At 60.0% G+C, this 12,329-nt stretch carries 16 protein-coding genes; 4 read left to right on the forward strand and 12 right to left on the reverse strand.

What is annotated here, in order from left to right; genetic code table 11:
- Positions 1-122: 122 nt before the first annotated feature.
- Both GOV80_RS00910 and GOV80_RS00915 read left to right on the forward strand, forming a co-directional pair.
- Complete coding sequence (locus GOV80_RS00910) at positions 123-371, forward strand: hypothetical protein (RefSeq protein ID WP_170782508.1); 249 nt, start codon at positions 123-125, stop codon at positions 369-371.
- Positions 372-413: 42 nt separating this feature from the next.
- Entirely contained in the window at positions 414-1,058 is a 645-nt protein-coding gene (locus GOV80_RS00915; RefSeq protein ID WP_170782509.1) for an SDR family NAD(P)-dependent oxidoreductase, read from the forward strand.
- Positions 1,059-1,121: 63 nt separating this feature from the next.
- On the opposite strand, the gene GOV80_RS00920 is transcribed toward GOV80_RS00915, so the two are convergent.
- The 4 genes from GOV80_RS00920 to GOV80_RS00935 all read right to left on the reverse strand — a co-directional run bounded on the left by GOV80_RS00920 (position 1,122) and on the right by GOV80_RS00935 (position 3,625).
- Positions 1,122-1,964, reverse strand: a complete 843-nt coding sequence (locus GOV80_RS00920; RefSeq protein ID WP_170782510.1) for an ATP-binding protein — start codon at positions 1,962-1,964, stop codon at positions 1,122-1,124.
- A gap of 111 nt (positions 1,965-2,075) precedes the next feature.
- Positions 2,076-2,948, reverse strand: a complete 873-nt coding sequence (tatC, locus tag GOV80_RS00925) for a twin-arginine translocase subunit TatC (protein WP_170782511.1) — start codon at positions 2,946-2,948, stop codon at positions 2,076-2,078.
- Positions 2,945-3,403, reverse strand: a complete 459-nt coding sequence (gene tatB / locus GOV80_RS00930) for a Sec-independent protein translocase protein TatB (protein ID WP_170782512.1) — start codon at positions 3,401-3,403, stop codon at positions 2,945-2,947. Before tatB ends, tatC begins: the two co-directional genes overlap by 4 nt.
- A gap of 6 nt (positions 3,404-3,409) precedes the next feature.
- The gene (locus GOV80_RS00935) at positions 3,410-3,625 is read right to left on the reverse strand and encodes a twin-arginine translocase TatA/TatE family subunit (RefSeq protein WP_170354368.1); all 216 of its coding nucleotides are present in this window, start codon (positions 3,623-3,625) and stop codon (positions 3,410-3,412) included.
- Between the two features lie 219 nt (positions 3,626-3,844).
- Between GOV80_RS00935 and GOV80_RS00940 the strand changes: the two genes are divergently transcribed.
- A complete protein-coding gene (locus tag GOV80_RS00940) occupies positions 3,845-4,150 on the forward strand; it encodes a hypothetical protein (RefSeq protein WP_170782513.1) in 306 nt (101 codons plus the stop codon).
- Positions 4,151-4,171: 21 nt separating this feature from the next.
- Complete coding sequence (locus tag GOV80_RS00945) at positions 4,172-4,843, forward strand: helix-turn-helix transcriptional regulator (RefSeq protein ID WP_170782514.1); 672 nt, start codon at positions 4,172-4,174, stop codon at positions 4,841-4,843.
- Between the two features lie 61 nt (positions 4,844-4,904).
- Here GOV80_RS00945 and GOV80_RS00950 read toward each other — a convergent pair whose 3' ends face one another.
- The 8 genes from GOV80_RS00950 to GOV80_RS00985 all read right to left on the reverse strand — a co-directional run bounded on the left by GOV80_RS00950 (position 4,905) and on the right by GOV80_RS00985 (position 12,320).
- Positions 4,905-6,065: a peptidoglycan DD-metalloendopeptidase family protein gene (locus tag GOV80_RS00950; protein ID WP_170782515.1), complete on the reverse strand. Its 1,161-nt coding sequence runs from the start codon at positions 6,063-6,065 to the stop codon at positions 4,905-4,907.
- Between the two features lie 63 nt (positions 6,066-6,128).
- On the reverse strand, positions 6,129-6,779 hold the full coding sequence (locus tag GOV80_RS00955) for a protein-L-isoaspartate(D-aspartate) O-methyltransferase (protein WP_170774383.1): 651 nt from the start codon (positions 6,777-6,779) through the stop codon (positions 6,129-6,131).
- Positions 6,776-7,558, reverse strand: a complete 783-nt coding sequence (surE, locus tag GOV80_RS00960) for a 5'/3'-nucleotidase SurE (RefSeq protein ID WP_170782516.1) — start codon at positions 7,556-7,558, stop codon at positions 6,776-6,778. Before surE ends, GOV80_RS00955 begins: the two co-directional genes overlap by 4 nt.
- Before the next feature lie 121 nt (positions 7,559-7,679).
- Positions 7,680-8,765, reverse strand: a complete 1,086-nt coding sequence (locus GOV80_RS00965; protein ID WP_170774388.1) for an ABC transporter ATP-binding protein — start codon at positions 8,763-8,765, stop codon at positions 7,680-7,682.
- 80 nt (positions 8,766-8,845) lie between these two features.
- A complete protein-coding gene (locus GOV80_RS00970) occupies positions 8,846-9,904 on the reverse strand; it encodes a methyltransferase domain-containing protein (RefSeq protein WP_170774390.1) in 1,059 nt (352 codons plus the stop codon).
- An 87-nt stretch (positions 9,905-9,991) separates the two neighbouring features.
- A complete protein-coding gene (locus tag GOV80_RS00975) occupies positions 9,992-11,101 on the reverse strand; it encodes a hypothetical protein (RefSeq protein ID WP_170782517.1) in 1,110 nt (369 codons plus the stop codon).
- Between the two features lie 3 nt (positions 11,102-11,104).
- Positions 11,105-11,884 (reverse strand): SDR family oxidoreductase, encoded by a 780-nt coding sequence (locus tag GOV80_RS00980; RefSeq protein ID WP_170782978.1) that lies wholly within the window; start codon positions 11,882-11,884, stop codon positions 11,105-11,107.
- Between the two features lie 73 nt (positions 11,885-11,957).
- Positions 11,958-12,320 carry a nuclear transport factor 2 family protein gene (locus GOV80_RS00985; protein WP_170774396.1) on the reverse strand — a complete coding sequence of 121 codons (363 nt, stop codon included), beginning with the start codon at positions 12,318-12,320 and terminating at the stop codon, positions 11,958-11,960.
- Between the last annotated feature and the right edge of the window lie 9 nt (positions 12,321-12,329).

Here is a 12,329-nt window from a genome sequence, read left to right on the forward strand (position 1 = left end):
CGCGAAATTGTGAGAAAACCAGCGAGCACCGCCGCCTTTCGTTTCACCTGCTCATTTGCTAGGCCGCTGCCACCACTCACTCAGACATAAGGGGTTGGGGCCCTTCGCCCCTGCCGCAAACCATGCCAAATTCCACCGTCGAAAGCGCGGCTACGCAGAAGGACGCGCTAAAGAAAAGTTCGGTCGCCCTGTTGGGCGTGTTCGGGCCCAAAACCGAGCTACGAGCGCTGATGCGCCTGTCCTCGGGTCGGGTCAAAGAGGTTAAACCGGGCAGCCGCGTTGCCTCGGGCACCGTCGTAGCCATTGATGCCGAAGGGATCATGCTGCGACAAAGCGGCCAGACCCAGCGGATCGCCATCCCCGGTCGCTAATCCTGTCTTGACGGCTTGCGCGCAGGGGTTCAAACCCCACCCATGACCGATCAGACTAAAATTGCCCTCATCACCGGGGCGTCTCGGGGCCTGGGTGCTGCCCTGGCCGAGGCGCTGGCCCCCGAATACCACATCGTTGCTGTTGCCCGCACCACCGGTGGGCTGGAAGAGTTGGACGACCGCATTCAGGCCAAGGGCGGCGCGGCCACGCTGGCGCCAATGGACATCGCCGACCCGAACGCCATGGCAACCCTGTGCCGGGGCATTCACGATCGCTGGGGCAAGGTGGACCTATGGCTGCATACCGCCATCCACACCTCGGCCCTGACGCCTACGCACTTCATTGATCCCAAGGAATGGGCGAAGGCTTTGAACACCAACGCGACGGCGACTTCAGTTCTGATCCCATATGTCGCGCCTTTGTTGGGCGAGAGCGGTCACGCTGTGTTTTTCGACGACCCCAAGGCGGGTGAGAAATTCTATGGCATCTACGGCGCGACCAAAGGCGCACAGATGGCGTTGGCGCGGAGTTGGCAGCTTGAGACCGAGCGTACTGGCCCGCGCGTGTCTATTGTCGAGCCCGCCCCCATGCCCACAGCCGTACGCGCCCGATTCCATCCCGGCGAGGACCGTGGTGCTTTGACGAGCCCTACGGATGAGGCGGCCCGGATTTTGGCGTCGCTATAGGGGAATGGCCCTTGCGGGCCATGCCTCTGGCAGGGATATTTTTAGCCAGATGAAGCGGGCGGATCAGCCGATATGGGTACCGGTGCGCCCGGCCAGATCGACGAAGAATTGCCACGCTACGCGGCCAGAACGTGCGCCGCGTGTGGCCTGCCATTCGATGGCTTCGGCGCGCAGGGTGTCGGGGGCGACGTTGACGCCATAGGCGGCGCAGTAGCGGTTAATCATTGCGAGGTATTCGTCCTGATCGCAGGGGTGGAAACCCAGCCACAAGCCGAAGCGGTCGGAGAGTGAGACTTTTTCCTCGACCGCTTCAGACGGGTTGATGGCGCTGGAGCGTTCGTTTTCAATCATGTCGCGCGGCATCAGGTGGCGGCGGTTCGAGGTGGCGTAGAAGACAACATTTTCCGGGCGGCCTTCGATACCACCATCCAGCACCGCCTTGAGCGATTTGTAGTGTTGGTCATCATGGCTGAACGAAAGATCATCGCAGAACAGGATGAACCGATGCGGCGCGGCCCGCAGATGGTTTAGCAGACGCGCGACCGAGCCCATGTCCTCGCGCTGAAGTTCGACCAGTTTCAGATCGGGGTATTCATCTTGCAGGCTCCCGTGGACCGCTTTGACAAGGCTGGACTTGCCCATACCCCGCGCACCCCAGAGCAACGCATTGTTTGCCTTATACCCAGCCGCAAAGCGCCGCGTGTTGTCCAACAGTGTATCGCGCGAGCGGTTAATGCCTACCAGCAGGTCCAGATCGACCCGGTTGACCTTTGTCACCGGTTCCAGCCGGTCCGGGTCCACATGCCAGACGAAAGCCGGTGCCGCGCCGAAATCCGGGGCTGCCAAGGGGGCTGGAGCCATGCGCTCCAAGGCATCAGCAATGCGGTTCAGGGCTTGGTCATCCATCAGGGCCTCCGACTGTTTTGGGGTTCAAACCATGATCAGATGCAAGCGGCAAGGCCCATGCATGAAAAAGGCGCGCCACCGGTGAGCGCGCCTGATCAGGATTAAGCCGGTTTACTTGCTTTCTTCGTCGACGATATCGGCGTCGGCTTCTTCTTCGTCGTCATAGTAGCCGTCAGCGCGCAGCTGTTCTTCGCGCTTTTTCTCGACACGGGCCACGAGGAAGATCGAGATTTCGTACAGTCCGTAAACCACCACGAACAGGATCACCTGAGTAATCACATCGGGCGGTGTTACCAGCGCGGCAAGCACCAGAATGGCGACCACGGCGTATTTGCGGACTGAACCCAGACCTTCGGCCGTTACCAGCCCCGCCTTGCCCATCAGCGTCAGCAGAACCGGTAGCTGGAAGCACAGACCAAACGCTACGATGAACTTGATCGTCAGGTTCAGATATTCCTGCGCCGAGCCCTGAAAGACCACGCTCAGCGGTGCGGCGGTTACGCCATCCGTCACGGCCTCCCCTTCAGCGCCGAATTGTTGGAAGCCAAGGAAGAAGTCATAGGCCAGCGGAGTGACCACGTAAAAGGCAAAGCTGGCCCCCAACAGGAACATGAAGGGCGAGGCCAGCATGAACGGCAGGAACGCGTTCTTTTCAGACTTATACAATCCCGGAGCCACGAACCGCCACATCTGCATCCCGATATAGGGAAAGGCCAGAATGAACCCACCCAGCAGTGAGACCTTGATGGCGACAAAGAACCCTTCCTGCGGCGAGATGAAGATCAGCCCACAATCCTGCCCGCGCTCGGCCAGAACGTCACACAACGGTTGCGTCAGAAAGTTGAACAGCGGGGTGGCCACTGTAAAGCAGATGATCATCCCGATCAGAAACGCCACGACGCAGTGGATAAGCCGCGTACGCAGTTCTGCCAGATGCTCGATCAATGGGGCCGAGCTGTCCTCGATCTCGTCGGTCTTGGTCATGTCTTGCTTTCGGATTTCAGCGCGGCCTCGGCCTCTTCGGCCTTGGCCAGAGCGTCAGCCGCCTCTTTCGCCTTGCGCTCGGCGGCGGCGCGCGCAGTCGAGGCCTGGATCTTCTTGGCTTGCTCTGCCCGTTCGGCCGCCAGCTTGCCGGTCTCGCTTTCGGGGTCGAACTTGGTCGGGTCGATGCTCTTGGCCAGATCCTGCGCGGCCTCTTTCACGCCATCCATGGCGCTGCCCACAGGGTTGGTGGCCGCGTTCAGACCCTTCTTGATCTCATTGACACCCGCCTGGTCAGCGGCTTCGTTCATGGCGCTGGAAAACTCGCGCGCCATGCCGCGGGCCTTGCCGACAAACCGCCCCACATTGCGGAACAGCACCGGCAGGTCCTTTGGCCCTACAACGATCAGGGCAACAACGCCGATGACCAGAAGCTCGGTCCAGCCCAGATCAAACATCTGCGCTTAGGCCTTGTCTTTGTCGGTCTCGGGGGTGACGTCCTTGGCCATCTCGGAGGCGTCCTGTTCCAGCTCATCCGCGCCTTCTTTGACGCCCTTCTTGAACGAGGTGATGCCTTTGCCCACTTCGCCCATCAGCGAGCTGATTTTGCCGCGGCCAAACAGAACCAGAACCACAACGGCGATCAGCAGCAGACCGGGAAGGCCGATATTGTTAAGCATGTCTTGTCTCCTTCTACATCGACGCCGAGCGCCGGGAATGTTGTTTGGCCATGTGTCTACGCCTGACGAGCCGCGGACAACAGTGCGCCAGATCAAATCCGCGTTCGAATTCGCCCCGTTCACGCGTTTTTTGGGCGCTGGATTTTCTCAACTGACAGGTTTATGTCAGTTGTACGTGACTAGGAAGAGATCATCGAAACCAGGTCAACGGAGATTGAAATGACCCATGTTGCCGAAATCGTCACCTTTTCCCTCGCTGACAGCACCACACCCGAGGCGTTCGTGAAGCTAAGCCAAACCACCGAAGCCTTCGTACGCGCGGCCCCCGGCTTTGCGCATCGACAGCTGAGCCAAGGCGAGGATGGCCGCTGGACCGACTACGTTGTCTGGACCGATATGAAAGCCGCACAGGACGCCGCCGCGCAGTTCCCGCAACAAGACTTCGCTGCCGCCTTGATGACGGCAATCAAGCCCGACAGCATCCAGATGCGTCACGAGAAAGTGCTATGGAACATGACCGCTTAAACGCGGTTCGGACGGCGTGACATGCGCCGCTCGGATCGTCTGTTCGATATCATCCAAATCCTGCGCGACGGAAAACTGCACCGCGCGCAGGACATCGCGGACCGGCTCGAGGTGTCGGTCCGCACGATCTATCGCGACATGGATACGCTAGTCGCGTCAGGCGTCCCGGTCGAGGGTGAGCGCGGCGTGGGCTATATGGTGCGCGAACAGATCACCCTGCCGCCGCTGAACCTGACCCCGGCCGAGCTTGAGGCGCTGAACCTTGGCATGGCCATCGTGGCCCAAGCCGCCGACCCCGATCTGAAAACCGCAGCCGAGACGCTCGCCGACAAGATCGACGCGGTACTACCCACACAAGTCATCGCCGAGGCCGACGCCTGGAAATTCGCTGTCTACCCCTTTGCCGATGCCGCGCGTGGACTGGCCCATATGGCCCCGATCCGCGCCGCCATAAAATCGCGCCAGAAACTGCACCTCAGCTACCGCCGGATCGACGGCGCACTGACCGACCGCACAATCCGCCCGCTTCATATGGAATACTGGGGCCGCGTCTGGACACTCACCGCATGGTGTGAGCTACGAGACAGCTTCCGCGTCTTCCGCATTGACCTGATCGAAGCCATCCGCCCCCTGCCCGAACTGTTCACAGATGAGCCCGGCAAACGCCTCAGCGACTTCGATCCGCAAACCTGATCCGTCCTTCATCTGGCCAAAAATATCCCCGCCGGAGGCATGGCCCGGACCGGGCCATTTCCTAGTTCAGAAACGGTTCGGGGTCGACAGCCTCAAACCCTTTACGAACTTCGAAATGGACATAAGCATTGTCCCCGTCCCGCAGGGCGGCAATCTTCTCACCACGACGCACCCGATCACCCTTTTTCACGGTGATACCGTCCACATTGGCATAAACAGTCAGCAGATCATTGTTGTGCTTGATCACAATGATCGGAACCTGATCTGCATCCGCAGTGATCGCCGCGACAGTGCCGCTATCGGCCGCTTTTACCGCGGTGCCCGGAGCTGCCGCAATGTCGATCCCCTCGTTCTTGCCTTTTTCATAGGTCCGAATGATCGAACCCGTCACCGGCAAACCCAGCGCCGAGTTGCTCTGAGACGTCGGCGCTTCCGCCGTCACATCCGGCGCAGGCGGCGCTGCTACGACCTCTTCGTCAGGCAAAGGCTGGGTGGCACTTGGAGGCGTCGGCGTGGGTGAGCCTTCACCCGGCTGAGTCACATTTGTCGACGGTTCCTCTGTCTGGCGTGGCGGCGTCTGTGTTTTTACCGGGATCAGCAAATACTGGCCTTCGCGCACGGTGAAATCGGAATCCAATCCGTTCCAATCCGCCAGTGCATCCACCGGCACGTCATAAAGGCGCGAAATCGTAAACGCGGTTTCCCCCCGCTTGACCTGATGCCGGATGGGCTCCGGCCCCGAGGCCACTGGTGCAGGCGCTGCCAGCGGCTGCGCAGGCGCAAGTGTCGAGGTACGCACAGACCCATCAGTTGGCGCCTCATCAATTGCAGTCCCGGCAATCGTGGCAATATCGACATTGCCCGACGACGCACTGACCGCACGCGGCAACGCGATCACCTCGCCATCCCGCAACGTATCGGTCGGCTTCAAACCGTTGAATACGGCCAGTTCCCCTTCGGGCAATCCGACCCGCGCCGCCACGTCGCTGACCTTGTCGCCGCGCCGAGCGATGGCGACTTGGTAGGTGGGATAAGTAATGACCCCGCGTGCATCGGGCGCAGGGCGCCTTGTGGTGGCCGATTGCGCCGCGTCAGCGGTCGAAAACCCGCCTACCTGACCGCGCAGATCATAGTCCAGCGGGCCTTCACACCCGGCCAGAACCACCATTGCCACCATGCCGCTTGCGCAGCGGAGCGTCGCTGATTTGGAAACTGCTCTCATTTTACCGTCCTCATCACCTGCCCCTGTTGACCGGGGTTCGGGTGGGTTCCTCAGAATAAACTTCTACGCCTCGTCTTTTCCCAGCCCTTCCAGCAAGGGCACGAAACGAACAGGCAACAATTCGTCATAGTCCAGGCCGGTTTCGGTCCGTCGCACACGGATCAGAGTTTGAACCGCATCCGACTGCCCCACCGGCAATACCATGATACCGCCGATTTTGAGCTGCGCCAAGAGCGGGCCCGGAGGGTCCTCAGCCGCCGCGGTCACAATGATACGATCAAACGGCGCCTGTTCAGGCAAACCAAATGAGCCGTCCGTCAACATCGCGGTCACATTGGTCAGACCCAGCTCGCGGAACAACGCGCCGGTTTCCCGCACCAATCGCTTGTGACGCTCAACTGTGTAGACCCGGCGGGCCAACTTGGACAGGATAGCCGCCTGATAGCCCGACCCGGTCCCTATCTCGAGCACAGTATCGCGCGGCCCCACATCCAGCGCCTGCGTCATCAGCCCCACGACCGAAGGTTGGCTGATCGTCTGCCCGCAAGCAATCGGCAACGGCGTGTCCTCATAGGCGCGCTCGGCAAACAGGCCCCTGACGAACTGGCCCCGGTCGATCTGTTCCATCGCCGCCAACACACGCTTGTCTGTCACGCCACGTGACCGAAGCGCAAACAGGAACTGCATCTTGGTTTCTGCACTCAAGCCCGTCATTCGATCGACTTCAAGGTCTCAAGCGTGTCATGCGCTGTCAGGTCCGCACGCATCGGCGTGACCGAGATATAGCCCGCCAGATTGACCGCCGCATCCGTCCCGGGCGCGGTCGGATTGTGCTGATAGCCGCCCTTGATCCACAAGAACCGCCGCCCTGAGGGCGAGCTGTGTGGTTCGACCGAGAAATGCGTGTCACGGCGAAAGCCCTGCGGCGCCACGCGGGTGCCCAGCACCTCATCTGCGGGAACGGGCGGGAAATTCACGTTATAAAACAGGCGGTAATCGCCCTGCTCGGCCAGGGTCGCGTCCAAGATCTTGCGCACAAGATCCGCCCCAAACCGGGCGGCGGCCTCGAACGGGTCGTCCAGCCCCAGATTGCGCGGGCCAAAGTATTGCGACAAGGCTATCGCTGGGACACCCTGCAAAGCGGCTTCCATCGCGCCACCGATCGTTCCGGAATAGAGCGTATTTTCGGCCGAGTTATTGCCCCGGTTCACCCCGGACAACACCAGATCAGGCAGTGCATCCTTCATCACATCATGCAGACCGGCCAGCACGCAATCGGCGGGCGAGCCCTCGGCGGCATAGCGACGTTCACCCAGCTTGGCGACCATCATCGGATGGGTATAGCTGATGCAATGGCCCACGCCGGATTGCTCGAATGCTGGCGCAACGACCCAGACTTCTCCGTCGGGCCCGGCAAGCTGGGCGGCGATTGCCTCAAGCGTGATCAGGCCCGGTGCATTGATGCCATCATCATTGGTCAGAAGAATACGCATATGCCCCATCCATCCCTGCGTTTCCCCCTTGATAGACCCGGCCCCGCGCCTCGGCAAGCGACGCGCACGCGCAATCTGCGGCATTCGCGCACCAGTTGGGTCTAAAATGCCACGTCAGGTATTATTCGGGGAAAACAAAGCACCGGTCGCGGCGAATGGTCAGCCACATAACGCGCCCCGGCTGCGGCACAAAGACATTCGGCACCGTGGCCTTCAAGATCGAACCGTCATAGTCCATGCGGAACTCAACCAGGCTTTCATTGCCCAGAAAGCGCGCCCGCTGGACCACGCCACGCGCGGCCACCCCATCAGTCGGTGTGGGCAGCGGTCCTTTGCCGTTTCGGTCGAAATCCAGTTTGACATGCTGCGGGCGGAAGACGATCTCAACGTCCGTGCCGTCAGGTACACCCGGCGCAAGAAACTGGCCGAATGGCGTTTCCGCCAGAGCTCCGTTAACTTGCGCCTTCAACACATTGACATCACTAAAGAACGCAACCGCCGCTTTATCCGCTGGCCGGGTATAGACATTATAGGGCGCGCCTTGCTGCACGATCTTACCACGCCGCATCAGGGCAATCTCATCGGCCATGCGCATCGCCTCTTCCGGCTCATGCGTCACCAAAACCACAGCGGCGTCTTCTTCTTTGAGGATTGCCAGCGTTTCATCCCGGATACCGTCGCGCAGACGATTGTCCAGCCCCGAGAACGGCTCGTCCATCAACATGATCCGGGGACGCGGCGCCAAAGCCCGCGCCAGTGCGACCCGCTGTTGTTCGCCGCCTGACAGATGATGCGGATAGCTGTCGATGAAACGCATCAGATCGACCTTGGTCAGCAGTTCTTCGACCCGCGCGCGTTTTTCGTCCTTGTGGCCCTTCAGACCAAAAGCCACGTTGTCGGCCACGCTTAGATGGGGAAACAGCGCAAAGTCCTGAAACATTAGCCCAATCTCGCGCCGCTCGGGCGGGACACGAAACACCGTGTCACAAATCAGCTTGCCATCCACATAGATCTGGCCGGACTCCTGCATCTCAACCCCGGCGATCATCCGCAAGGTGGTCGACTTGCCGCAGCCCGACGGGCCTAGCAAACACGTCACCTGCCCCGCCTGAACACTCAGCGAGACGTCATCCACCACAACGCGCCCTTCATACCGGGCGACCAGATTGCGGATTTCCAGACGTGGAGGAGTTGAATTCACTGTCACCGAAGGACCCCGTTGCCTTTCCCGATCAATTTCATCGGGCTTAGGCGGGGATAGCAACCCCGCCCGTCAGGCGCAAGCGGTCAGCAGCACCCGCCCGAGGCGGCCTCACCGGTGCTGACACCAGTGGCTTCAAATGGGCTTTCCCCTCCACAACCTTCGAAGATGCCATAATGGGTCGAGAAATCGCCGATAAACTCGAAATGGCGCGCAAATCGCGTGTCTTTCAGCATCATCCAGGTGTTGCCGCAGACCGGAAAGACCTTGCCTGCTTCGATCGCATGGTGGTCATCCAGTTCGAACAGATGCGGCGCGTGGGGGATCGTGCCCTTGTAGATCACCGCTTGGCCGTAATCCTCGCAGGCCGGTTCCAGTTCGGTCAGTTTGAACAGACGATACGTGGCCGACAAGAAGCTCAAGGGCGCAACGCGCTCTTCCAGCACCGGGTTTTCGATGGTCAGCGGGCGATGCGTCACCCGGCGCGGGTCGGCAAACCCGGCCTTGCGCGAGATCGACAAGAAGTCATTCCAATAAAGCGCGCCCGACAGGCACTCCCCATACAGAACCTCATCCTCGGCCATGGCGGCGGGGATGCGGCGGTCGGCATAGACGTCCGAGAAATACATCTCGCCGCCCTCTTTCAGCAGACGCTGCGCGCCGCGCAGAACGGCCTCTTTATCGGTGACCAGGTTGATCACGCAGTTCGAGACGATGATGTCGAAGGATCCGGGCTCAAGGTCCAACTCGTCCAGCTTTTCGATATAGCCGTGGTGGAATTCCACATTCGACGCGCCATGACCGAAGGCTTGCGCGTGATAATCCTGATGGGCGCGGGCTACATCAAGCTGCTCTGGCGTCATATCCACACCGACCACACGGCCATTTTCGCCGACCATCGCGGACAGAGCATAGACGTCGCGCCCGGCACCGCAGCCCAGATCAAGGATGCTCATCCCTTCCAGGTCCAACGGTGCGATCAGACCGCAGCCATAATAGCGCGTCAGCACATCATCATGGATTTTAGAGAGTATTTTCTTCACATGATCCGGCATGTCATCGGGTGTGCAGCAGGCATTGGTCTGCAAATCCGCGCTGCTTTGAAGGACATCGCCGTAATAATTCTGCACCGATTCATGCTTCATCGAACCTATCCCCTATGTCTGGTTATGGATCAGCTAATGCAGCAAGCACCATGGCGCAATCCGCACATGTGCGATTTTACAAAAGCGTTACACTAGCAGTTGGAAATCCACGCCCGCACGCACCTGCCCGTTCACCTGAACCTCCAGCCGGTGCAGACCGGGCACCAGTTTGAACGTGGTCGCATTGCCCTTCAGCTTGTGAGTCTTGCTTAGCGTCAGCGCACCATCCCGCAGCGCGGTCTGTTTCAACTTGTGCACTTTGGCCGAGATTTTGCCGCCAGGACGTTGAAAGTGAATGATATAATCGACCAGAACGGGCTGGTCTCCGGCACCACTGAGCGCCACATCGAAATTCAGCGCACCCCCGATCCGGGCATCTCCTTGCACCTGAATGTCAGCCGAGATTGCGGCGTCAGGATCATAGCCCAGCATCTTCATCGCGCCGGGATGTCCGGATTTCACCAATCCACGCAGGGTGTGGCTGGTCATCCAGCGCAACTCATCTGCGTCCTGCCCGCCCTCGCGCCATTGCTGCAGACGGTCCAGCACCAGATCGGGGTCTTTCTTGGCAATGTCGTTAAGATGGTTCGCCACCGACCGCGTCACGTATCGCGTCGGATCACTGTGTAACCGATCTAGCAAAGGCAACGGGTCAGTCAGTTCCAGGCCCACCGCCTGCCCCCACGGCAAACGCGGGCGGGTGCCTTCGCTGACCAGACGCCGTACGTGATAGCTGTCATGGGCGCACCATGCCTGCATCCGTTCCAACACCGTTTCCTGATGAGCGTTCAGGAACGGGCGAATGGCCCATTCCATCGAGAATCTCTGCGTCAGCTCCTCAAGCACGTCCAGCGCCAGATCGGGATGGTCGAGGCCAACGGCCACAACCCAATCACCCAAAGGCGCAAAGATGAAATCGCCGAAATCATCATCTTTCTTTGACGAGTCCAGCGGTGGCGGCAATGCTCGCAGCAGCGTGGGCGCAATGTCCGGCAGCGAGCCGGGGAAAACCTGTTGCAGGCAGTCGGCTATCCACGCCATGCGCTCTTTCAATTCCAGATCCAGCAGGCGGGACATGACCTGAACCTCGAACGCCTTTGCCTCGAAAGCGGGGTCGGCTGCCGAAAAAAGCCCCGCCAGATAGCGGGTCTTTTCTGCATTAAACAGCTGGTCTTTCAGTGAAAAATTCTGCGCCATCGCCTACATCGTCAGATTGGTTCCCCCGCCATCCAGCAGGATGTTCTGGCCCACGATAAAGCCCGCGTGCTGCGAGCACAGGAAAGCACAGGCCGCCCCAAATTCCTGCCGTGTGCCGTAGCGGCGCGCCGGGATTGTGGCGGCACGTTCTGCACGGGCGGCTTCCATCGAGATATTTTTCTGCAGCGAAACTGCACTATCTAAGGACTCCGCGCGGTCAGTGGCGTGGATACCCGGCAGCAGATTGTTGATTGTCACCCCTTGGGGGGCTACCTGCCGCGCGGTTCCCGCGACGTAGCCGGTCAACCCAGTCCGCGCCGCGTTCGACAGGCCGAGCACGGCAATCGGCGCGCGCACCGATTGCGAAGTGATATTGACCACACGCCCCCAGCCCTTTTCCATCATCCCCGGCAACAATGCCTTCATGAAAGCAATCGGTGTCAGCATGTTGGCATCCAGCGCCTTGATGAAGTCTTCACGCTCCCAATCCGACCACATACCCGGAGGCGGACCGCCCGCATTTGTCACAAGGATATCAACACCCTGCGCGGCTTCGATCACCTGCGCCTGCCCCTCGGTCGAGGTCACATCACAGGCCACCGTCTGAACATCAACGCCATAGGTGTCCCGCAAGCGCGCGGCTTCGGCCTCAAGCGCCTCGGCTCCGCGGGCGTTCATCACCAGATTGACACCGGCCTCGGCCAAAGCTTCGGCACAGCCCAGACCCAAACCCTTGCTGCTGGCACAGACCAGCGCGCGTTTTCCTTTGATACCTAGATCCATCTGATCCTCCCCATCTGTTATTGTTGCCATGTCTAGCACCGGCCAGACAGAGAAGACCAGATTTCAAGCAATATCAGTAAAAGAACTCTTCCCGAACGATCTTGCCATTTGCGACGTGATAGACACCAACTTCTTTCATATCAAAGGCTTCACCGGTCTCTTTTACCTTACCTTGGACCTCGAAGATCACGGCAAAACGGTCTTCACCATGGGGCATCGGGTCGCTGACCGAGGCACCGGAAACCTCATGCGCGCCTTCCCACCATTCATGTTTGCCCCGGATCGCGTCGCGACCGTGGGTTTCGCGGCCCATATCCATGAAATCCTGCGCTTCGACCGAGACGGCATCCTCAGCATAGAGTTTCTCAAGATTTTCCTTGGCGCGGTCCTCGCGGCAACCTGCGACCAGCTCGTCGGCAATCTCTTTTAAATTCATTCTCTCTCT

Origin of the sequence: Ruegeria lacuscaerulensis, from assembly GCF_013034685.1 — a bacterium.
Taxonomy (GTDB): domain Bacteria; phylum Pseudomonadota; class Alphaproteobacteria; order Rhodobacterales; family Rhodobacteraceae; genus Ruegeria; species Ruegeria lacuscaerulensis_B.

Bases quoted from the DNA above. Each gene is read 5' to 3' on its own strand.
- GOV80_RS00940 (WP_170782513.1), top strand. From the start codon at position 3,845: ATGACCCATGTTGCCGAAATCGTCACCTTTTCCCTCGCTGACAGCACC.
- GOV80_RS00950 (WP_170782515.1), bottom strand. From the start codon at position 6,065: ATGAGAGCAGTTTCCAAATCAGCGACGCTCCGCTGCGCAAGCGGCATG.
- GOV80_RS00915 (WP_170782509.1), top strand. From the start codon at position 414: ATGACCGATCAGACTAAAATTGCCCTCATCACCGGGGCGTCTCGGGGC.
- tatB (WP_170782512.1), bottom strand. From the start codon at position 3,403: ATGTTTGATCTGGGCTGGACCGAGCTTCTGGTCATCGGCGTTGTTGCC.
- GOV80_RS00945 (WP_170782514.1), top strand. From the start codon at position 4,172: ATGCGCCGCTCGGATCGTCTGTTCGATATCATCCAAATCCTGCGCGAC.
- GOV80_RS00970 (WP_170774390.1), bottom strand. From the start codon at position 9,904: ATGAAGCATGAATCGGTGCAGAATTATTACGGCGATGTCCTTCAAAGC.
- GOV80_RS00985 (WP_170774396.1), bottom strand. From the start codon at position 12,320: ATGAATTTAAAAGAGATTGCCGACGAGCTGGTCGCAGGTTGCCGCGAG.
- surE (WP_170782516.1), bottom strand. From the start codon at position 7,558: ATGCGTATTCTTCTGACCAATGATGATGGCATCAATGCACCGGGCCTG.
- GOV80_RS00920 (WP_170782510.1), bottom strand. From the start codon at position 1,964: ATGGATGACCAAGCCCTGAACCGCATTGCTGATGCCTTGGAGCGCATG.
- GOV80_RS00935 (WP_170354368.1), bottom strand. From the start codon at position 3,625: ATGCTTAACAATATCGGCCTTCCCGGTCTGCTGCTGATCGCCGTTGTG.
- tatC (WP_170782511.1), bottom strand. From the start codon at position 2,948: ATGACCAAGACCGACGAGATCGAGGACAGCTCGGCCCCATTGATCGAG.
- GOV80_RS00910 (WP_170782508.1), top strand. From the start codon at position 123: ATGCCAAATTCCACCGTCGAAAGCGCGGCTACGCAGAAGGACGCGCTA.
- GOV80_RS00980 (WP_170782978.1), bottom strand. From the start codon at position 11,884: ATGGATCTAGGTATCAAAGGAAAACGCGCGCTGGTCTGTGCCAGCAGC.
- GOV80_RS00955 (WP_170774383.1), bottom strand. From the start codon at position 6,779: ATGACGGGCTTGAGTGCAGAAACCAAGATGCAGTTCCTGTTTGCGCTT.
- GOV80_RS00975 (WP_170782517.1), bottom strand. From the start codon at position 11,101: ATGGCGCAGAATTTTTCACTGAAAGACCAGCTGTTTAATGCAGAAAAG.